Raw genomic sequence first — 18,637 nt, 5'->3', positions numbered from 1 at the left:
CTTCAGTGAATCACTGACCGTCCCGAACAGGGTCGGAACTCAAACGAGCGCACCAATGATCGAAGCCTTCTCGAAGGTGTCGGAAGCCTCGAAGCTGCTGCTGGAGAAGGGCCTGGCCCCGAGCACCGGCATGGAGGCGCTGAGCATGGTGGGCCACGCGTTGGGCGTGGACCGCGCGTACATCCTGGAAAACCGCGTACAGGGCACCTACGGCCGGTTCATCACCGACATGCGCCACGCCTGGGCGGAGCCGCCCACGCCGTCGCCGCTGGCCAACCCGGTGATGCGGGCCTTCTCCTTCCGCGAGTTCGCGCCGGGCTGGGTGGACATGCTGGAGGCCGGCATGGTGGTGGCGTGCCCCACCCGTGACGCGCCCCCGACGATGAAGGACCTGCTGGAGCGCCAGGGAACGCAGTCCATCCTCCTGTGCCCCATCAACCCCTCCCGGCAGCAGTGGTGGGGCATGGTGGCCTTCGAGGACTGCCGCCGTCCCCGCGCCTGGAAGCCCGAGGAGGTGACGCTGCTCAAGTCCCTGGCGCGCGCGGTGGCGGCGTCCGTCCGACATGGGCAGATGCGCTCCTCCCTGGACCAGGTCCGAAACAGCCTGCGCCAGGCGGTGAGCCGCACGCCGGTGTCCGGACTCTGAACGGCTGGCGGGCGGGGCGCCTGGCGGCTTGCCGGGGGGCAATGCCGACCCGTGCAAGAGCGAACCTTTCCAGCGCCGGGTTTCTGCTACCCTGGCCGCCCCTTCGCTCACCGCCATGTCCTCAATCGACCCCACCGCGATCAGCCGTCCGCGCTCTTCGGACATCATCAGCGGCTACCACCTCGACAAGCTCGTCGGCAGTGGAGGCATGGGAGAGGTCCACAAGGCCACCCAGCTCTCGCTAGGCCGCACGGTGGCGGTCAAGCTCCTCAACCCCGAGCTGGCGAAGGACCCGTCCTTCATCGCGCGCTTCCAGAAGGAAGCCGCCGCGCTCGCGACCCTGAGCCATCCCCACATCGTCTCCATCGTCGACAAGGGGAAGACGGACACCACGTACTACCTGGTGATGGAGTTCGTGGACGGCCCGTCGCTGCGAGAGCTGATTCGCGAGCCACAGCTGGACGTCGTGGGCGCGCTGCGGCGCATGCTGCAGATCTGCCGCGCCATTGAGTACGCGCACGGCCGTGGCGTCATCCACCGGGACTTGAAGCCGGAGAACATCCTGCTGGACCAGCAGGCCGGCGGCATCGCCAAGGTGTCTGACTTCGGGCTGGCGTCCTTCCTGGATGACGCCAGCCCGTCCTCACGCTACGCGCTCACGTCCACGCACATGTCCATGGGCACGCTGTCGTACATGGCGCCCGAGCAGCGCGTGGACGCAAAGAGCGCGGACGCGCGCGCGGACATCTTCTCGCTGGGCGTCATCCTCTATGAGTGGCTCACGGGCGAGGTGCCGCTGGGCACCTTCGACCCGCCGTCGCGGCGCAAGCCGGGGCTGGACGCGCGGCTGGACATCATCGTCACGCGGTGCCTCAAGCCGGACCCGGAGGACCGCTACCCCTCCGTCACCGCGCTCATCGCGGACCTGGAGCTGCTCGTCCCGGGCAGCCTGCCGTCCCTGGCGCCGGTGAAGCTGACGCACCTGCAGCGCGTCCGCCAGGGCGTGCGCAAGGTGGTGCGCCTGGCCCTGCAGGCCGCGGCCGTGCTGCTGGTGATGGCGGCGCTGGCCGTGCTGGGCCGGGAGTGGCTGCGCAGCGGGGAGAAGCCCGTGCCGCCGCAGCCAGGGGCCGCGCTGAACGCGGACCTGGGCCCGCCCTCGCCCCGGTCCATGCCGGGCCGGCTGGAGACGGGCTCCGAGAAGCGCACGGTGTCGGTGGGAGACGGGCCGGACGCGCCGTCGCTCCTGGTCGCCGGACGGCCGGTGGAGGCGGAGGAGAAGGCCATCATCTTCCCGCCCGTGGAGGAGCGCTCGCAGTCGCGCGTGGGCCGTGCCCGCGTGGACGTGGTGGGGCTGGACGGCGACATCGCCGTGCTCAGCGCCCGCGTGCGCGCGGACGCGCCGCCGGACACCTGGAAGCGCCGCGGCTACGTCATGCTCTATGGGCCGTCGCTGCAGGCCCCCTCGGCCGCGCTGCTGCTGCAGGGCAGCACGGGCCGCTACGTGGCGCTCATCCACGACGGCTCGGGCGCGCCGCTGCGGCTCGAATGGGCCCTGGGCGAGCGCCGCGGCACCATGCTGGGCCTGGCGTCGCCGGAGGGCGAGGCCGCGCTGGAGCTGCGGGTGGACGCGGACGGCGTCATGCAGGGCTACGTCGGCAAGGGCAAGGACCAGCGCGCCATTGGCGAGCCACTCAACCTGGGCCCGGGCTGGATGGAGCACTTCGGGGACGCGCCCGTGCCCGCCTTCGGCTGCATCGAAGGCACCTGCCGCGCCGAAGGCTTCGTCTACACCGTGCGGCGCGCGCCGCCCCCGGGGACGACGGCGCCCGTGCCGGTGGCCAAGGCCGTGGTCGCCGCGGTGCCGGCCAAGGCGGTGCCCGCCAAGCGTCCCCCCCCGCCCCCGAAGAGGCAGCCCGCCAAGGGCTCCTCGAAGGGCCCCACGAAACGGCGGTAGAGCGTCCGGCAGCACGCGCCCCGGACATTCCAGCGCAGGGGAATATGGCCACGGCCAAGGGATTGCACTATCCCTGACCCCTCCTATGCGCACCATTCGACTCGGCTTCGCCGCGCTCGCACTCGTCACGGCCCTCACGGCCTGCCACCGTTCCACTTCCACGGCGACACCGCGCGTCCTCGAAACCGCTGCGGAGCAGGTGCAGAAGGGCACCCAACAGGCCCGCACGCTCGCGTTCGCGGGCTTCCACGCCCTGCTCGTCGCGGGTGACGCCACGCTGGCGCAGCAGCGCTTCGATGACGCCATTGCCCGCGACGCGGGAGACGTCTACGCGCTGGCCGGCCAGTCGCTGATGGCACGCCGCGCGGGCCGTCCCGACCGCGCGCTGGTGGCGTCGCTGGAGCTGGCGGCGCGGGCGCCCACGCACCCGCTGGCGGCCGTCGCGGCGCGCCACGTGTTGGATTCGGTGGGCACGTCGCGGGCGCTGGACGACGACATCCTCCGCGGCGTGGAGCGGGCGCTGGCGGCGGGCGCGACGGGCGAGGCCGCCTATCTGCTGCGCGGCGCGCGGATGTCGGTGGCCGTGGTGCGCGGCGACGCGGAGGCCCGCGACGCGGCGATGCTGCAACTGGGCGGGGTGAGCGAAGTCTCGCTGGTGGGCCCCTTCTCGCCCTTCCACGTGCTGGCCTGGGACGAAAGCACCCCCGTGAGCCAGAGCGGCTCGCTGGCGGGCCCCTTCACCAGCGCCTTCGGTCCGCTGCCGGTGCGCACGGTGCGCGCCCCTGACGGACGGATGGACCTGACGGGCGAGCCCGGCCAGGGCGACCTCTACGTGCAGGCCTTCGACGCGGACGTGACGGAGCCGGGCCTCTACGTGGCCCGCACCGTGAGCGGCACCTCGCATCAGGTGCTGGTGGACGGGGCTCCGCTGATGGAGCGCCGGGCGTGGGAGCGCGCCACCTCCACCGTCACCGCGCGCGCCGTGCAACTGCCCGCGGGCAAGCACCGCTTCGTCGTGCGTCAGCTCAAGGGCGGCACCTCCGGACTGCTCACCTTCGCCCTGCTGCGCGTGGACGGGCGTCCGTCCGGCGTGCGCTTCAGCGCGGCCACCAGCGCGGCGCCGACGGCGTGGGGCAGCAAGGCCGAGTTCTCCGACGCGACGCCCGGCGTGTTCCCCTCCACGGAGGGCTTGAAGACGGCCCTGCACGAGGAGGCCGGCGAGCTGCTGGCCGTCGTGCTGGCGGTGCGGGACGGCCTGCAGCGGGACGCGGACGGCGCGCGGCGGCTGATGGCCTCGGTAAACGCCAACACCCCGGCCCTGCTGTGGCTGCGCGCGGAGGTCGCGTCCGCGGACCGCACCGTGCCCTCCAAGGTGGCGCGCGGCCGGGCCACGCGCGATTTGGAGTCCGTGCTGGCCAAGGACCCGGGCAACGTGGCGGCGCTGCTGCTGCGCGCGGAGCTCTTCCTCGACGAAGGCCAGCCCACCTCCGCCATGGACATGCTGAAGACGGCGTCCGAGGTGGCCCAGCCCGCCGGCCACCCGGTGTTCATGCTGCGCGCCCGCGCCGCGCTGGCGCTGGAAGTGGAGGCCCTGGCGGAGGAGTCGCTCGCCGCGGCGCTGGAGGCCCAGCCCGGCCTGTGCGAGGCGCTGACGCTCCAGTACAGCCTGGCCCGCCGCCGTGACGCGGCGGAGCGGAGCGACACCCTGGTGGCGTCCCTGGAGGGCTGCCCCGGGACGGTGGTGCGCCAGGCCGAGCACGCGCGCGCGCGCGGCGACATGGAGACGGCGACGAAGCTGTACGGCGAGCTCCAGGCCCGCGACCCCAGCAGCATCAGCCTGGCCAACACGCTGGCCAGCCTCTACGTGTCCCAGCGCCGCTTCGACGACGCCACCGCGGTGCTCCAGAAGCTGGCGACCGTGTGGCCTCGCAACGCGGAGCTGGTGAAGCGCATGGCGGACGTGCGCGAATACGCGGGCCAGCCGGCCGAGGCGCTCAAGCTGCGCGAGAAGGCGCTGACGATGGCGGGCGACGACCTGACGCTGCGCCGCGCCGAGGAGCGCGCGAAGACGGGCCACGAGCTGCTGCAGGCCTACGCCGTGGACGGACGCGAGGCCATCCGCGCCTACGAGGCGGAGCCCGTCAGCGGCGGCAGCGCGGCGGCCTTCGTGCTGGACGCGGCGGCGGTGCGCGTCTACCCCGACGGCAGCATCGTCAACCGCATCCACACGGTGCAGAAGGCGCTGGAGCAGTCGGGCGTGCAGGAGATCGCCGAGGTGACGGTGCCGCGCGGCGCGCAGGTGCTGGCGCTGCGCACGCTGAAGGCGGACGGCCGGGTGCTGGAGCCGGAGAACATCGAAGGCAAGGACACGGTGAGCCTGCCCGGCGTGGCCGTGGGGGACTACGTGGAGGTGGAGTACCTGCTCGCGGAGCCTCCGCGCGGCCCCGCGCAGCCGGGCTTCACGGCGTCCGCCTTCTACTTCCAGATTGCCAACCAGCCCAACGCCTGGGTGACGTACACGGTGGTGGCGCCCAAGGGCGTGGGCATGAAGGTGGACGCCCACGGGATGAAGGTGCCGGAGCCCAAGGTGGACGGCGACGTGGAGGTGTTCCACTTCGAGACGCGCCGCGTGCCGCCGTTCATCCCCGAGCCGGACGCGCCGCCCTCCGCCAACGAGTACCTGCCCTTCGTCATCGTCGGCGCGGGCGCCACGGGCAACGAGGCCCTGGTGAAGCTCTACGGCGACGCCTTCCAGGAGCGCTGGCTGCGCACGGCGGAGGTGGACGCCTTCGCGCGCAAGGCGGCGGAGGGTAAGTCGGGCCTGGACGCGGTGAAGGCGCTGCATGCCGCGGTGATGCAGCGCTTCTCCGGCCGGGACGCGAGCCTGAGCCAGACGGCGGCGTCCACGGTGGCCCAGGACCGGGGCAGCCGGCTGACGGTGCTGAAGGCCGGTCTGGACGCGCTGGGCATTCCCTCGCGGGTGGTGGCGGTGCGGACCTTCAACACGGACCCGTCGGCCTACACCTTCCCCCAGGACGCGCTGCTGCCCTATGCGGCGCTGCGCGTGGAGGTGCCCGGCACCGAGCCGGTGTGGGTGGACACCTCCGTGCGTTATGGCCCCTTCGGCGAGCTGCCGGAGCTGGCCATGGGTGGCCAGGAGGCGTGGCTGCTGCCCGAGCCCGGCCGCCCGCTGCGGAAGGTGCAGACGCCGCCCATGAAGGAAGTCCCCGGCAAGGAAGTGAAGCTGGCGCTGACGCTCACCGAGGACGGCACGCTCAGCGGACAGGGCGAGGAGACGTACTCCGGCTTCGAGGCGGCGCAGATTGCCGAGGCCTTCAACCAGCTGTCGGCGGAGAGCCGCAACCAGGCGCTGCAGGGCGCGGTGGCGCGGTACTTCGGCGGTGCGTCACTGTCGAGCGTGAAGCTGGAGCACCAGGAGCAGGTGGGCGCGCCCTTCGTGCTGCGCTACGAGTTCACCGTGCCGCGCTTCGGGCGGATGGAGGGCGGACAGCGGATGGCGCTGGGGCCCCTCACCTTCCCCGCGCAGCTCGGCCGGCGCTTCGTGCAGCTGAGCACGCGCCGCACGCCGCTCTACATCGACACCACCGAGGCCAGCCGCACGCAGGTGACGCTGTCCATGCCCAAGGGCTGGAAGCTCACCGACCCCCAGGCGTCACTCCAGGCGGAGAACGCGTTTGGCCGCTTCGCCCGCGCGGAGAAGCAGGACGGCTCGACGCTCAGCGTCACCGAGTCGCTGCGCGTGCCGCGCAACCGCGTCATGCCCGACCAGTACGAGCTGTTCTCCGGCTTCACCGGGGACGTGGACCTCATCCAGACGCGGGAGCTGGTCCTGGTGAAGCCCTAGCCAGGGGATGAATAAAGCCGGACGGCGCCGCGTCTTTTTTCCACACCGGCCCCGCACTGGGGGATTCCCAGGGGGGCCGGTGGCAGCATCTGTCTGGTAACCCACGGAGATGACGCGATGACTCCTCGATGGTGGGCTTGTCTGGTGACCTTGCTGGCGGCGCCCATGGTTCACGCGCAGACCGCGCCGGTCCCCGCGTCAGAGCCTGGATATTCCGAATACGCCTACGACGACACGGAGTTCGAGGACGAGGACACGGCGCCCATGGCGCCCTCCGCCCCGCCGCAGCTCCCCGCGGAGAACGCCTCGGCCCGGCCCTTCGCGGGCGCCGTCTGGGCCTCCGGCCACTGGTACTGGGACGGTAGCGAGTGGCGCTTCAACGCCGGCACCTGGCTGGCGCCCATGGACGGCTACCGGTTCATCAACGGCTACTGGGAGCCGGACGGCCGGATGTGGCGGTGGGTGTCCGGCGGCTGGGCCCGGCATGACTCCCCGGTGGTGGAGATTCCCATCGCCGTGGCGAGCGAGGAGCTGACCACGCAGCAGGCGCCTCCGCCGCTCCGCGTCGAGCACGCGCCGGCACCGCCAGCCCCCTCCTACGTCTGGACGCCCGGCTACTGGTACTGGGCCGGCGCCAACTACGTGTGGGTGGGTGGAATGTGGGCCGCCCCGCCCCGTCCTGGGCTCGTCTATGTGTCGTCCCGCTGGATGCGCCGCGGGCCGTCCTGGTACTTCTCCGCTGGCGGCTGGGCCAACCGGGGCTCGGTGCGTGTCACGGTGCCCGTTTACCGCCACGCCCACGTCACCGTGGCGCGCCGGCACCCGCACTACTTCACGCACTCCTGGCGCCGCTACCCGGCGGTGCGACACCATGTCTACCGCCCCGGGTACAACTACCGGCGCGGCCCCAGCCCGGTGCGTCAGCACTACCGTGGCAACAACGGCAACCGCGGGGGCAATGGCAACTACCACCGGGCGTCACCCGGTGGGCCCGGCGGACGGCACGGCGCCTCGCCCGGCGGAGGGCACCGCCGCGGCGACGGTGGACGCCGCGGTGGCCGGGACTGACGCCTCACGGCGCGCTCAGGGGGGCAACCCCACCCCGAGCGCGTCCCGGATGGTGGTCGCCGTGTACGGAGTGCCCCACACGGCGTTGACCTCCTCCGCCATCAACGCCGCCCCACTGACGACGCGACCGGCGCTCACCTCGACCATCAGCACCCGGGCGTCCGTGAGCGTGTGCAGCCGTGGCGCCGCGGCCTCCATGTCCAGCCCCTGCCGCTTCAAGTCGCGCACGTCCTGAAGCCAGGTGCGCAGGTGGGCCTGGAGATATGGGACGATGACGTGCTGCGTGGGCGACGCGAGCGCCGTCAGCAGGTGCCCCAGGTAGATGGGGGTGATGGCCCCCGCGTAGGTCTCCACCAGGGGGCCATGATTCAAGGGTGAGGTGTTCCAGTCCGCCGGCGTTCCGTGCAGCACGTAGAGCGGCGTCACCCTGCTGCCCGCCGCCGCCACCAGGGCCTGCGTCTGCTCATAGGGCACGAGCGCGTCCCGGTCCTCGTGGACGACGAGGAAGGGCACCTCCAGCGTCGAGGCCACGTGCGCCGCGGTCCACCGCCTGTAGTCCGCGCCCGGGGCGTTGGGACGACCTCCCGTGGTGGCGAAGATGCGGCGGCTGTACGGTTCGAAGAAGGTCTCGTAGTTGAAGCGCACCGCGGGGTCGCTCACGCGCGCCGGCACGGTGACGTCCAGGTAGTTCACCTGGTGCTCGAAGTCCGACAGCGGGTAGAGGGCGACGCCGACCTTCGGACGGACCTCGGCCGGTGCATCCGCCGCGGCGTACAGCGCCTCGAAGCCGCCCCACGAGCCACCGACGATGCCAATGCGCTCGCGGTCCACGCCCTCGGCCTGGGTGAGGAAGCGCATCCCCGCGTGCATGTCGTCGCGGTCGTTCTGGATGCTGCCCCCCGCGTAGAAGCGGCCGAAGATGGCCAGCACGCCGAAGTCGTGGCGCAGGTAGAGCAAGGCCTCCGACGCGACGGTCTCCGGCGTGCTCTGCGAATAGGCGATGTAGTGCGCGCCACCGTCGAAGTTCGGCTCGCTGTCGTCCAGGTACAGCCCGTTGGGCCGCGCCGCCCACCGCTCGTCCACGGCTTCGCCCGTCCAGGCGATGCCGTCATAGGGACGCGTGAGCACCATGACGGGCCAGGCGCCGGGGCTCCGGGGCGGGAACCACTGCGCATAGGCCGGGGCCTTGCCGGCCTCCTCCAGGCGCAAGAGCTGGTAGGTCCACACCTCGCCTTCGAGCGTGGCCTGGCCCGTGCCCAGCACCGTCACCGTGAGCTCGGAGGCGCCAGCATCCGGGATGGAGACGCCGCCATCCTCGGACGGCTCCGAGCCGCCGCCGTCACACGCCACAGGAAAGCCGCCCAGGAGGACGGCACCGAGGACTGTCATCAAGAGGGGACGCATGTCCCTGATGACACCGTGCGGCGAGAACTTTGAAAGGGGGGCAAGCGTTTTTCGCGCTACTTCGCGGCAGCCTCCGCCGCATCCCGGAAGATGGCCACGGCGGGCTCGCCGTCCTTGCCCACGTAGCCGCGGTACATGCCGGCGGAGTTGAAGGGCATGGCCACGTTGCCCTCGCGGTCCATCGCGATGACGCCGCCCTCGCCGCCGGCCTTCACCAGCACGTCGTTGATGACGACGTTGGCGGCCTCCGGCAACGGCACGTTCTGGTATTCCACGCGGGCGCAGATGTCGCGCGCCACGGTGTAGCGGATGAAGAACTCGCCATGGCCGGTGGCGGACACGGCGCAGCGCGCGTCCGCGTACGTCCCCGCGCCGATGATGGGCGCATCCCCCACGCGGCCGTAGCGCTTGTTCGTCATGCCCCCCGTGGACGTGGCCGCTGCGAGCGCGCCCGTCTGGTCCAGGGCCACCGCGCCCACGGTGCCGAACTTGTGGTCTCCGCTCACCGGGTCATACCCCGCCGGCAGCGCGGAGGACGGCTGCTGCCGCGCGCGCTCCTTCTCCAGCGCGCGCTGGAGGCCCTGCCAGCGGTCCTCCGTGTAGAAGTACTTCGGGTCCACCAGCTCCACGCCCCGCGACTTGGCGAAGGACTCGGCGCCCTCCCCCACCATCATCACGTGCGGCGACTGCTCCATGACGAGCCGCGCCAGCGAGAGGGGATTCTTCACGCGCCGCACGCCCGCCACGGCGCCCGCCTTGCGCGTCGTGCCGTCCATGATGGCGGCGTCCAGCTCGTTGACGCCGTCGTGCGTGAAGACGGCGCCCTTGCCCGCGTTGAAATACGGAGCGTCCTCCAGGATGCGGACCGCGGCGCTCACGGCATCCAGCGCGGAGCCGCCACTGGCCAGCACCCCATGTCCCGCCTGGAGCGCTTGGGTCAGCGCGGCCCGGACCTCGGCCTCGCGCTCCGGGGAGAGATTCTCCCGGGAGATGACACCCGCGCCGCCGTGAATGACCAGCCCCCACTTCGGCTTGGGCGCTGGCGCGTCATGCGAGGTCGGCTGCTCGCTGTCGGTACGAGCAACCCCGGTACGGGTGGCACAGCCCATGGGCGAAAGCAGCATCACTGCACCCAGGATGAGCGCACGGCGGAGGGGAACGGAAGCGACGGACATTCGAGAGACCTCCAGAGCGCTCCGTCGGTAGCACGCCCTCCAGGGAGGCACAACGCGGGGGCCGGGGAGAATGCACAGTGTCGAGAACGACAACCGTTCCGACACAGCGAGGTGAGCGCGATGAGGAAGCTGAGAGGGTTGCGAGTGGCCGTGCTCGCGGCGGATGGCTTCGAGCAGGTGGAGCTGACAGCGCCGGTGAAGAAGCTGGAGCGGCAGGGCGCCGAGGTGACGATTGTGTCCCCCCACAAGGGCCGCATCCGCGGGATGAACCACCTCGTTCCGGGGAAGAAGGTCAACGTGGACGCGTCCCTGCGCGAGGTGAAGGCGGCGGACTTCGACGCGGTCCTCCTCCCGGGAGGGCTCGTGAACCCGGACCTGCTGCGGCAGAGCGCGCTCGCCCTGGACTTCGTGCGGGACGCCGACGCGTTGGACTTGCCCATCGCCGTCATCTGCCATGGCCCCTGGGTCCTGATTTCGGCGGGCCTCGTGGAGGGCCGGGCGCTGGCCGCGTGGCCGGGCATCCGCGACGACGTGCGCAACGCGGGTGGCCGGTGGGTGGAAGAGCCGGTGATGCGCGATGGCAACTGGGTCTCCAGCCCGGGACCGCGACAGATGTTCGCGTTCATCAAGGGCATGGTGGAGCTCTTCGCGGAGAAGATGCCGGAGGTCTCCGCTCGCGCGCCGATGGTGCCCGTGCGCCAGGCAGCGCCCGCCCTGTGGCCGAAGCTGCTCGCCGGGACGCTGGCCACCGCGGCGCTCGGCCTGGGCGCGCGACGGCTGGCCCTGCGCTGAGACGTCACCGGCCCTTGGCGAAGCGGTCCGCCGAGGGCCTTCGTCCCACGGCTACATCCACCCGAGCTGGAGCCGCGCCACGTCCGACATGCGCTCTTGCCCCCAGGGCGGGTCCCAGACGAGCTCCACGCGCGTCTCCGCCACCCCGGGCACCGAGCCCACCTTGGTGCGCACGTCCTCCACCAGCACCGGCCCCATGCCGCAGCCGGGCGCGGTGAGCGTCATCTGGATGTCCACGCGCTGTCCACCCTCCGGCAGCGGCTCCGCCTTGCACGCGTACACCAGGCCCAGCTCCACGATGTTCACCGGAATCTCCGGGTCATACACCGTGCGAAGCTGCTCCCAGACCTGCTCCTCGTTGAACTCGCTGGCGTCGCCGGCGGCCCGCTCCTTGGGGGCGTACTCCTCCCCCAGCGCGCCGCCGTCCTTCTCGTCGATGCGGAAGAGCTGACCGTAGGGGTCCTGCACCGTGAGATTGCCGCCGAGCGTCTGCGTCACCCGCAGCTCGGAGCCCCCGGGCAGCACCACCCGGTCTCCGCTGGGGATGATTGTCGCGGACACGTCGCGCTCCAACACCGCCATCATTCCTCGCATGTGGCCCTCCACCCCTACTCCGTGGACACGGCCTCGCCGCGTCCCTCCAATGCCGCGCGCAGCGTGTGCCAGGCCAGGCTGGCGCACTTCACCCGCGCGGGAAACTCGCTGACGCCGGACAGCACCGCCAGCTTGCCCAGCGCGTCCACGTCCACCGACTCCGGACCTTCCGTCACCAGCTTGTGGACGCGCTCGAAGATGACCTCCGCCTCCGCGCGGGTCCGGTCCTTCACCGCCCCCGTCATCAACGACGCGGACGCCTTGGAGATGGCGCAGCCCTGGCCCTGGAAGGCCACGTCCTTGATGACGCCGCCCTCCACCTTCAGCGTCACCACCAACTGGTCGCCGCACAGCGGGTTGTGGCCCGCCGCCTCCGCGGTGGCGCCCTCCACCACGCGGTAGTTGCGCGGCCGCTTCGAGTGCTCCAGCACGACCTCCTGATAGAGGTCCTTCAAGTCATCCGACGCACTCACTGGAACACCTCCAGGACCTTGTGCAGGCCGCGGACGAGCGCGTCCACGTCCTCGCGCGTGTTGTAGAGCGCCAGCGACGCCCGGGACGTGGCCGGCACCTTGAAGTGCTGCATCACCGGCTGCGCGCAGTGGTGGCCCGTGCGGATGCAGATGCCCTCACGGTCCAGGATGGTGCCCACGTCGTGCGGGTGGACCTCCGCCAGCATGAAGGAGAGCACGGCGGACTTCTCTCGCGCCGTGCCCACCATGCGCAGCCCCGGCACCGACTCCAGCGCCTGCGTGGCGTAGGCCAGCAGCTCCCGGTCGTGCGCGGCGACGTTCTCCATCCCCAGCGCCTCCAGGTAGCGGATGGCCGCCGCCAGGCCCACCGCGCCCTCCAGGTTGGGCGTGCCCGCCTCGAAGCGGTACGGCACCCGGTTGTACGTCACCTTCTCCATCGTCACGGAGAGGATCATGTCGCCGCCGCCCTGGTAGGGCGGCATCGCCTCCAGGCGCTCCTTGCGGCCGTACAGCACGCCGATGCCGGTGGGGCCGAACATCTTGTGCCCGCTGAAGGCGTAGAAGTCGCAGCCCAGGTCCTGCACGTCCACGGGGAAGTGCGTCACCGCCTGCGCGCCGTCCACCAGCACGGGGATGCCCTTCGCGTGGGCCCGCCGCGTGAGCTCCTTCACCGGCACCACGGTGCCCAGCGCGTTGGACACCTGCGTCACCGCGAGGATGCGCGTGCGCTCCGTCAGCAGCGCGTCCACGGCGTCGAGCACCAGCTCGCCCCGGTCATCCACGGGGATGACCTTGAGCACGGCGCCCGTCTGCTCGCACAGCATCCGCCAGGGGACGATGTTGGCGTGGTGCTCCATCTGGGTGATGAGCACCTCGTCCCCGGCGCCGATGTGCTCGCGCCCGTACGTCTGCGCCACCAGGTTGATGGCCTCGGTGGTGCCACGCACGAAGACGATTTCCTTCGCGTCCCGGGCGTTGATGAAGCGGCGCACCGCCTCTCGCGCGCCCTCGTAGGCCTCCGTGGCGCGCTCGGAGAGCACGTGGACACCGCGGTGCACGTTGGCGTTGTCGTGCTGGTAGAAGCGCACCAGCGCGTCGATGACGGCCTGCGGCTTCTGCGCCGTGGCGGCGCTGTCCAGGTACACCAGCGGCCGGCCCCGCACCTCCTGGTGGAGGATGGGGAAGTCCTCGCGGACCTTCTTCACGTCGAAGCCGCTCATGCCGTCACCTCGCGTTGCGCCGCGCCCGGCAGCTTCAAGGCCAGGAGCGCCTCGATGTTCGCGCGCACGGGGCCTGCGGGCACCGCCTCCACCACCTCGCGAGCGAAGGCGTAGGTGAGCAGCCGCTCCGCCTCCGCCTGGGGCACGCCGCGCGAGCGCAGGTAGAACAGCGCCTGCGCGTCCAGCCGCCCCACCGCCGCGCCGTGCGCGCACTTCACGTCATCCGCGAAGATTTCCAACTGAGGCCGCGCGTCCGCCTGCGCCGACTCCGACAGCAGCAGGTTTCGGTTCTGCTGCCGCGAGTCCGTGCGCTGCGCGTCCTGCCGCACGCGGATGAGCCCGTGGAAGGTGCCGCGTGACTGGTCGTCCAGCACGCCCTTGTACAGCTCACGGCTGGTGCACCGGGGCACCGCGTGGTCCAGCGCCGTGCGGTTGTCCAGGTGCTGCGCGCCCTGCCCCACGTACAGGCCATTCAGCGTCGCGTCGCCACCCTCGCCCGCGAAGGCCGCGTGGACCTCGTTGCGCGCCATGGCCCCGCCAAAGGAGAAGGCATGCGACGCGAAGCGGCTGTCCCGCCCCTGCCGGGCATGGAGCGCGCCCAGGTGCAGCGCCGCGTCCGCCTCCACCTGGACTTTGTAGTGGTGGAGGCTGGCGTTGTCGCCCAGCGTCACCTCCGTCACCGCGTTGGTGAACGTCGCCGCCGAGCCCGCGGGGCCCGCGCTGGCATACGTCTCCACCAGCGTCGCCTCGCTGCTCTCCTCCGCCACCACGAGGATGCGCGGGCTGGACAGCACCGGCGCGTCGCCGCGCGTGAGGAACACCAACTGCACGGGCACCTCGCTCAGCGCGCCCGGCGCCAGCCGCAGCAGCGCGCCCTCCTCCAGCAGCGCCGCGTTGAGCGCGGTGAAGGCGTGCTCCTTCGCCAGGGCCCGCTGCCCCAGCAGGGACTCCAGCAGCTCGCCGTCCTCGCGCACCGCGTCCCGCAGCGGCTTCAGCGTCAGCCCGCGCGGCAGGCCCGCCACGGACGACAGCTCCGGCGCCAGCCGCCCGTCCACGAACACCAACCGGGGCCCCGGCAGGCCCAGCCGCTCCACCACCGCCGACAGGTGGGCGGTGTCCCGGGACGCCCCCGTCCGTGGAAGGAACGTTCCTTCCGCGATGGACCCCAGCCGGGAGTACTTCCACGCCTCGTCACGCGTCGTGGGCAGGCCCTGCCGCTCGAAGTGGGACAGGGCGTCGGCGCGCAGGCGCTTGAGCCACTGTGGCGCGGACGCCTGCTCGGGCGCCGCCTGGAAGCGCGTGGCCACGTCCAGGTAGTGCGCCAGGGCCGCCGTCATCGCCGTGCCTCCGCCGCCGACGCCTTGGCGCCGTCCAGGCCTAGCCAGCCATAGCCCTTCTGCTCCAGCTCCAGCGCCAGCTCACGGCCCCCGGAGCGGACGATGCGGCCCGCCGACATGACGTGCACCTTGTCCGGGACGATGTAGTCGAGCAGCCGCTGGTAGTGCGTAATCAGCACCATGCCGCGCTCGGGCGAGCGCAGCGCGTTGACGCCGCCGGCCACCGTGCGCAGCGCATCGATGTCCAGGCCGGAGTCCGTCTCATCGAGGATGGCCAGCAGCGGCTCCAGCACCGCCATCTGGAAAATCTCGTTGCGCTTCTTCTCGCCGCCGGAGAAGCCCTCGTTCACCGAGCGGTTCATGAAGGCCGCGTCGAGCTGCACCAGCTTCGACTTCTCCTTGGCCAGTTGGAGGAAGTCCATGGCGTCCAGCTCCTCCAACCCCTTCGAGCGGCGCTGCGCGTTGAGCGCGGTGCGCAGGAAGTGGATGTTGCCCACGCCCGGAATCTCCACCGGGTACTGGAAGGCGAGGAACACGCCCGCGGCGGCGCGGGCCTCGGGCGACAGCTCCAGCAGCGGCTTGCCGTCGAACAGCACCTCGCCCTGCGTCACCTCGTAGCCGTCACGGCCCGCCAGCACACTGGCCAGCGTGCTCTTCCCGGAGCCGTTGGGGCCCATGATGGCGTGAACCTCACCGGGGGCGACCTCCAGGTCGATGCCCTTGAGGATGTCCTTGCCCGCCACGCGGGCGTGCAGGTTGCGAACAGTCAATAGCGCCATACCTACCCCACGCTCCCTTCCAGGCTCACTCCGAGCAGCTTCTGCGCTTCCACCGCGAACTCCATCGGGAGCTCCTTGAACACCTGGCGGCAGAAGCCGTTGACGATCATCGACACCGCGTCCTCCTGCGAGATGCCCCGCTGCCGGCAGTAGAAGAGCTGGTCCTCGCCAATCTTCGACGTGGACGCCTCGTGCTCCACCTGCGCCGACGCGTTCTTCACCTCGATGTACGGCACCGTGTGGGCGCCGCACTTGTCACCGAGCAGCAGCGAATCGCACTGCGTGTAGTTGCGTGCGTTCTGGGCGCTCTTGAGCACCTTCACCAGCCCGCGGTACGTGTTCTGTCCGCGGCCGGCGGAGATGCCCTTGGACACGATGGTGCTGCGGGAGTTCTTCCCGATGTGCACCATCTTCGTGCCCGTGTCCGCCTGCTGCATGTTGTTGGTGAGCGCCACCGAGTAGAACTCGCCCACCGAGTCATCCCCCTTGAGGATGACGCTCGGGTACTTCCACGTAATCGCCGAGCCCGTCTCCACCTGCGTCCACGAAATCTTCGCCGCCCGGTGCGCGATGCCGCGCTTGGTGACGAAGTTGTAGATGCCGCCGCGCCCCTCCGCGTCGCCCGGGTACCAGTTCTGTACCGTGGAGTACTTGATGGTGGCGTTGTCCAGCGCCACCAACTCCACCACCGCGGCGTGGAGCTGATTGGTGTCGCGCTGGGGGGCCGTGCAGCCCTCCAGGTAGCTCACGTGGGAGCCCTCCTCCGCGACGATGAGCGTGCGCTCGAACTGGCCCGTCTCCGCCGCGTTGATGCGGAAGTACGTGGACAGCTCCATGGGACAGCGCACGCCCTTGGGGATGTAGACGAACGAGCCGTCGCTGAAGACGGCCGAGTTGAGCGCGGCGAAGTAGTTGTCCGAGTACGGCACGACGGTGCCCAGGTACTTCTTCACCAGCTCCGGGTGCTCGCGCACGGCCTCGGAGAACGAGCAGAAGATGACGCCCGCCTTGGCCAGCTTGTCCTTGAACGTGGTGGCCACCGACACCGAGTCGAAGACGGCGTCCACCGCCACGTTCTGCAGCAGCTTCTGCTCATGCAGCGGAATGCCGAGCTTCTCGTAGGTGCGCAGAATCTCCGGGTCCACCTCGTCCAGGCTGGCCTTCACCGGCTTCTGCTTCGGCGCCGAGTAGTAGCGGATGGCCTGGTAGTCGATGGGCGCGTAGGTGACAGCCTGCCACGTGGGCTCCCGCATCGTCTTCCAGTGGCGGAAGGCCTTGAGGCGCCAGTCGAGGAGGAACTCCGGCTCGCCCTTCTTCGCGGAGAGCTGGCGGATGACGTCCTCGTCCAGCCCCGGGGGAAACGTGTCCGACTCCACCTGGGTGACGAAGCCCGCCGCATACGGGCGGCGCGTCAGTTCCTGGAGGGTTTCGGTGCTCATGAGCGGACTCCTGTCGCGGAAGGGGGTTGGCCAGCGGCCGGGGAAGGCGCCGGGCGAGAGGATGTCCCCAGGCCCACGAGGCGCTCGGGCACGCGAGGCGCGGGGGCGATGAGGTCCGCCAGCGTCAGCCGCCCCAGGGCCTCCTGGATGGCGTTGTTGATGAAGCGCCAGTGGCCCCGCACCTGGCAGACGGACTCCAGCTCGCAGGGCGCACCGCCGGAGGTGTGAACGCCACACTCCGTGAGGGCGACCGGCCCTTCGAGCGCGGAGACGAGCTCCGCCAGTGACAGCTCATGGGCCGGGCGCGCCAGCCCGTAGCCGCCGTTGGCGCCACGGTGCGACACCACGAGCGCCGCCTGGAGCAGGCCCTTGAGCACCTTGCTGGCCGAGGGAAGTGGCACGCGCGTGCGCGCCGCCAGCTCACGGGTGGTGCGCGTGTCACCCTCCGCGCGAGCCAGCTCGGTCATCAGCACGATGCCGTAGTCGGTCATCTTGCTCATCCGGAGCATGGGTGCGGGTGTCTCCTCTCTGGGTTCCAGGCGCCGAAAAACCTCGGGCCACGTTGACCTCTTACGTAATCAGGACCGTTTTAGTCCACATTGCAATTTGAATCCCTCCCTGAAGCGCCGCTGGTTGGAGGGCGGAGGGGAGAGGGATAGGGTGACGTCACCGTCCCCGGAGGAATATTGCCAATGCGCCGTCCCCTGATGCTGCTCGCGACCCTGGCCCTGGCCGTGGTGGCCTGCGAGAAGAAGAACGCGCCCGCCGCGCCCTCGCCGGAGGGACAGGCGACCGGGGCACCGGCCGCTCCGGTGGACTCGGACACGATTCTGCTGGGAGAGGTCGGCAGCCTCACGGGCAGCGAGGCGACCTTCGGGGTGTCCGCGCGCAACGGCATCGAGCTGGCGCTGAAGGAGGCCAACGAGGCGGGCGGCGTGAAGGGCAAGAAGCTCCAGGTGCGCGTCTACGACAGCCAGGGCCGGCCGGAGGAAGGCGCCCAGGCGGTGACGCGGCTCATCACCCAGGACAAGGTGGTGGCGATTCTGGGCGAGGCGGCCTCGTCGGTGTCCATGGCCATGGCGGAGAAGGCGCAGGCGGGCCAGGTGCCCATGGTGACGCCCACGTCCACCGCGCCGGAGGTGACGCAGAAGGGCGACTACATCTTCCGCGTCTGCTTCATCGACCCCTTCCAGGGTCTCGTCATGGCGAAGTTCGCGCGGGAGAACCTGAAGCTGTCCCGCGTGGCGGTGCTGCGCGACAACAAGAGCGCGTTCTCCATGGGCCTGGCGGACGTGTTCACGGACAAGTTCAAGGCGTTCGGCGGCGAGGTGCCGGGCGAGGAGAGCTACTCCAAGGGCGACACGGACTTCCGCGCGCAGCTCACGTCCCTCAAGCGGCTGAAGCCGGACGCCGTCTTCGTCCCTGGCTACTACACGGACGTGGGCATCATCGCGCGGCAGGCGCGTGAAATCGGGCTCAAGGTGCCGCTGCTCGGCGGCGACGGCTGGGACTCCGACAAGCTGTACGAGCTGGGCGGCTCCGCGCTGGAGGGCAGCTACTTCTCCAACCATTACTCGCCGGGCAACCCGGACCCGGTGCTCCAGAAGTTCCTGGCCCGCTACAAGGCCACCTACGGCAGCGTGCCGGACAGCGTGGCCGCGCTGGCCTACGACGCGGCGCGGGTGACGATTGACGCCATGAAGCGCGCGCCGGACCTGAGCGGCCCTTCGCTGCGCGACGCGATTGCGGCGACGAAGGACTTCCCGGGCGTGGCGGGGAAAATCACCCTGGACGCCAACCGCGACGCGGTGAAGGAGGCCGTGGTGCTCAAGGTCTCCGGTGGCAAGGCGGAGTTCGTCACCACGGTGACGCCGTAGCCTTGGGCACCCAG

General features: G+C 70.9%; 15 protein-coding genes. 6 read left to right on the top strand and 9 right to left on the bottom strand.

Going from position 1 to position 18,637, the window contains the following annotated elements; genetic code table 11:
• Positions 1–55: 55 nt before the first annotated feature.
• The 4 genes from KGD87_RS32790 to KGD87_RS32775 all read left to right on the top strand — a co-directional run bounded on the left by KGD87_RS32790 (position 56) and on the right by KGD87_RS32775 (position 7,533).
• The gene (locus KGD87_RS32790) at positions 56–646 is read left to right on the top strand and encodes a GAF domain-containing protein (RefSeq protein ID WP_284664873.1); all 591 of its coding nucleotides are present in this window, start codon (positions 56–58) and stop codon (positions 644–646) included.
• Between the two features lie 115 nt (positions 647–761).
• Positions 762–2,600 carry a serine/threonine-protein kinase gene (locus tag KGD87_RS32785; RefSeq protein ID WP_284664872.1) on the top strand — a complete coding sequence of 613 codons (1,839 nt, stop codon included), beginning with the start codon at positions 762–764 and terminating at the stop codon, positions 2,598–2,600.
• 85 nt (positions 2,601–2,685) lie between these two features.
• The gene (locus KGD87_RS32780) at positions 2,686–6,465 is read left to right on the top strand and encodes a DUF3858 domain-containing protein (protein ID WP_284664871.1); all 3,780 of its coding nucleotides are present in this window, start codon (positions 2,686–2,688) and stop codon (positions 6,463–6,465) included.
• A 117-nt stretch (positions 6,466–6,582) separates the two neighbouring features.
• A complete protein-coding gene (locus KGD87_RS32775) occupies positions 6,583–7,533 on the top strand; it encodes a hypothetical protein (RefSeq protein WP_350100602.1) in 951 nt (316 codons plus the stop codon).
• Between the two features lie 15 nt (positions 7,534–7,548).
• Here the strand turns inward: KGD87_RS32775 and KGD87_RS32770 are convergent, their stop codons facing one another.
• The gene (locus KGD87_RS32770; RefSeq protein ID WP_284664869.1) at positions 7,549–8,922 is read right to left on the bottom strand and encodes an alpha/beta hydrolase family protein; all 1,374 of its coding nucleotides are present in this window, start codon (positions 8,920–8,922) and stop codon (positions 7,549–7,551) included.
• Positions 8,923–8,993: 71 nt separating this feature from the next.
• Complete coding sequence (locus KGD87_RS32765; RefSeq protein WP_284664868.1) at positions 8,994–10,112, bottom strand: isoaspartyl peptidase/L-asparaginase family protein; 1,119 nt, start codon at positions 10,110–10,112, stop codon at positions 8,994–8,996.
• 120 nt (positions 10,113–10,232) lie between these two features.
• On the opposite strand from KGD87_RS32765, the gene KGD87_RS32760 reads away from it, so the two are divergent.
• Positions 10,233–10,904, top strand: a complete 672-nt coding sequence (locus KGD87_RS32760; RefSeq protein ID WP_284664867.1) for a type 1 glutamine amidotransferase domain-containing protein — start codon at positions 10,233–10,235, stop codon at positions 10,902–10,904.
• A 51-nt stretch (positions 10,905–10,955) separates the two neighbouring features.
• Here the strand turns inward: KGD87_RS32760 and sufT are convergent, their stop codons facing one another.
• From sufT to KGD87_RS32725, 7 genes are read right to left on the bottom strand one after another with little or no spacing between them, the layout of a single operon-like run.
• On the bottom strand, positions 10,956–11,498 hold the full coding sequence (sufT, locus tag KGD87_RS32755) for a putative Fe-S cluster assembly protein SufT (protein WP_163783427.1): 543 nt from the start codon (positions 11,496–11,498) through the stop codon (positions 10,956–10,958).
• A gap of 14 nt (positions 11,499–11,512) precedes the next feature.
• Positions 11,513–11,971: a Fe-S cluster assembly sulfur transfer protein SufU gene (sufU, locus tag KGD87_RS32750; RefSeq protein WP_163783426.1), complete on the bottom strand. Its 459-nt coding sequence runs from the start codon at positions 11,969–11,971 to the stop codon at positions 11,513–11,515.
• On the bottom strand, positions 11,968–13,191 hold the full coding sequence (locus KGD87_RS32745; protein WP_284664866.1) for a cysteine desulfurase: 1,224 nt from the start codon (positions 13,189–13,191) through the stop codon (positions 11,968–11,970). Before KGD87_RS32745 ends, sufU begins: the two co-directional genes overlap by 4 nt.
• Positions 13,188–14,528: a Fe-S cluster assembly protein SufD gene (sufD, locus tag KGD87_RS32740; protein ID WP_284664865.1), complete on the bottom strand. Its 1,341-nt coding sequence runs from the start codon at positions 14,526–14,528 to the stop codon at positions 13,188–13,190. The genes KGD87_RS32745 and sufD overlap by 4 nt, the downstream gene beginning before the upstream one ends.
• Positions 14,525–15,307 carry a Fe-S cluster assembly ATPase SufC gene (sufC, locus tag KGD87_RS32735; RefSeq protein WP_163783423.1) on the bottom strand — a complete coding sequence of 261 codons (783 nt, stop codon included), beginning with the start codon at positions 15,305–15,307 and terminating at the stop codon, positions 14,525–14,527. The genes sufD and sufC overlap by 4 nt, the downstream gene beginning before the upstream one ends.
• Positions 15,308–15,309: 2 nt before the next feature.
• Positions 15,310–16,746 carry a Fe-S cluster assembly protein SufB gene (gene sufB / locus KGD87_RS32730; protein WP_284664864.1) on the bottom strand — a complete coding sequence of 479 codons (1,437 nt, stop codon included), beginning with the start codon at positions 16,744–16,746 and terminating at the stop codon, positions 15,310–15,312.
• On the bottom strand, positions 16,743–17,255 hold the full coding sequence (locus tag KGD87_RS32725; RefSeq protein WP_284664863.1) for an SUF system Fe-S cluster assembly regulator: 513 nt from the start codon (positions 17,253–17,255) through the stop codon (positions 16,743–16,745). The genes sufB and KGD87_RS32725 overlap by 4 nt, the downstream gene beginning before the upstream one ends.
• A 183-nt stretch (positions 17,256–17,438) precedes the next feature.
• Between KGD87_RS32725 and KGD87_RS32720 the strand changes: the two genes are divergently transcribed.
• Positions 17,439–18,623 carry an ABC transporter substrate-binding protein gene (locus tag KGD87_RS32720; RefSeq protein ID WP_284664862.1) on the top strand — a complete coding sequence of 395 codons (1,185 nt, stop codon included), beginning with the start codon at positions 17,439–17,441 and terminating at the stop codon, positions 18,621–18,623.
• Positions 18,624–18,637 lie beyond the last annotated feature (14 nt).

Source organism: Myxococcus sp. SDU36 (genome assembly GCF_030168875.1).
GTDB lineage: Bacteria > Myxococcota > Myxococcia > Myxococcales > Myxococcaceae > Myxococcus > Myxococcus vastator.
Note: the sequence above shows the minus strand (reverse complement) of the source record. Positions and strands in the feature narration are given on the sequence as shown.

Coding starts and splice junctions, on each gene's coding strand:
- KGD87_RS32725 (WP_284664863.1), bottom strand. CDS start 17,255: ATGCTCCGGATGAGCAAGATGACCGACTACGGCATCGTGCTGATGACC.
- sufC (WP_163783423.1), bottom strand. CDS start 15,307: ATGGCGCTATTGACTGTTCGCAACCTGCACGCCCGCGTGGCGGGCAAG.
- sufB (WP_284664864.1), bottom strand. CDS start 16,746: ATGAGCACCGAAACCCTCCAGGAACTGACGCGCCGCCCGTATGCGGCG.
- KGD87_RS32775 (WP_350100602.1), top strand. CDS start 6,583: ATGACTCCTCGATGGTGGGCTTGTCTGGTGACCTTGCTGGCGGCGCCC.
- KGD87_RS32790 (WP_284664873.1), top strand. CDS start 56: ATGATCGAAGCCTTCTCGAAGGTGTCGGAAGCCTCGAAGCTGCTGCTG.
- sufD (WP_284664865.1), bottom strand. CDS start 14,528: ATGACGGCGGCCCTGGCGCACTACCTGGACGTGGCCACGCGCTTCCAG.
- sufT (WP_163783427.1), bottom strand. CDS start 11,498: ATGCGAGGAATGATGGCGGTGTTGGAGCGCGACGTGTCCGCGACAATC.
- KGD87_RS32765 (WP_284664868.1), bottom strand. CDS start 10,112: ATGTCCGTCGCTTCCGTTCCCCTCCGCCGTGCGCTCATCCTGGGTGCA.
- KGD87_RS32745 (WP_284664866.1), bottom strand. CDS start 13,191: ATGAGCGGCTTCGACGTGAAGAAGGTCCGCGAGGACTTCCCCATCCTC.
- KGD87_RS32785 (WP_284664872.1), top strand. CDS start 762: ATGTCCTCAATCGACCCCACCGCGATCAGCCGTCCGCGCTCTTCGGAC.
- KGD87_RS32780 (WP_284664871.1), top strand. CDS start 2,686: ATGCGCACCATTCGACTCGGCTTCGCCGCGCTCGCACTCGTCACGGCC.
- KGD87_RS32720 (WP_284664862.1), top strand. CDS start 17,439: ATGCGCCGTCCCCTGATGCTGCTCGCGACCCTGGCCCTGGCCGTGGTG.
- KGD87_RS32770 (WP_284664869.1), bottom strand. CDS start 8,922: ATGACAGTCCTCGGTGCCGTCCTCCTGGGCGGCTTTCCTGTGGCGTGT.
- KGD87_RS32760 (WP_284664867.1), top strand. CDS start 10,233: ATGAGGAAGCTGAGAGGGTTGCGAGTGGCCGTGCTCGCGGCGGATGGC.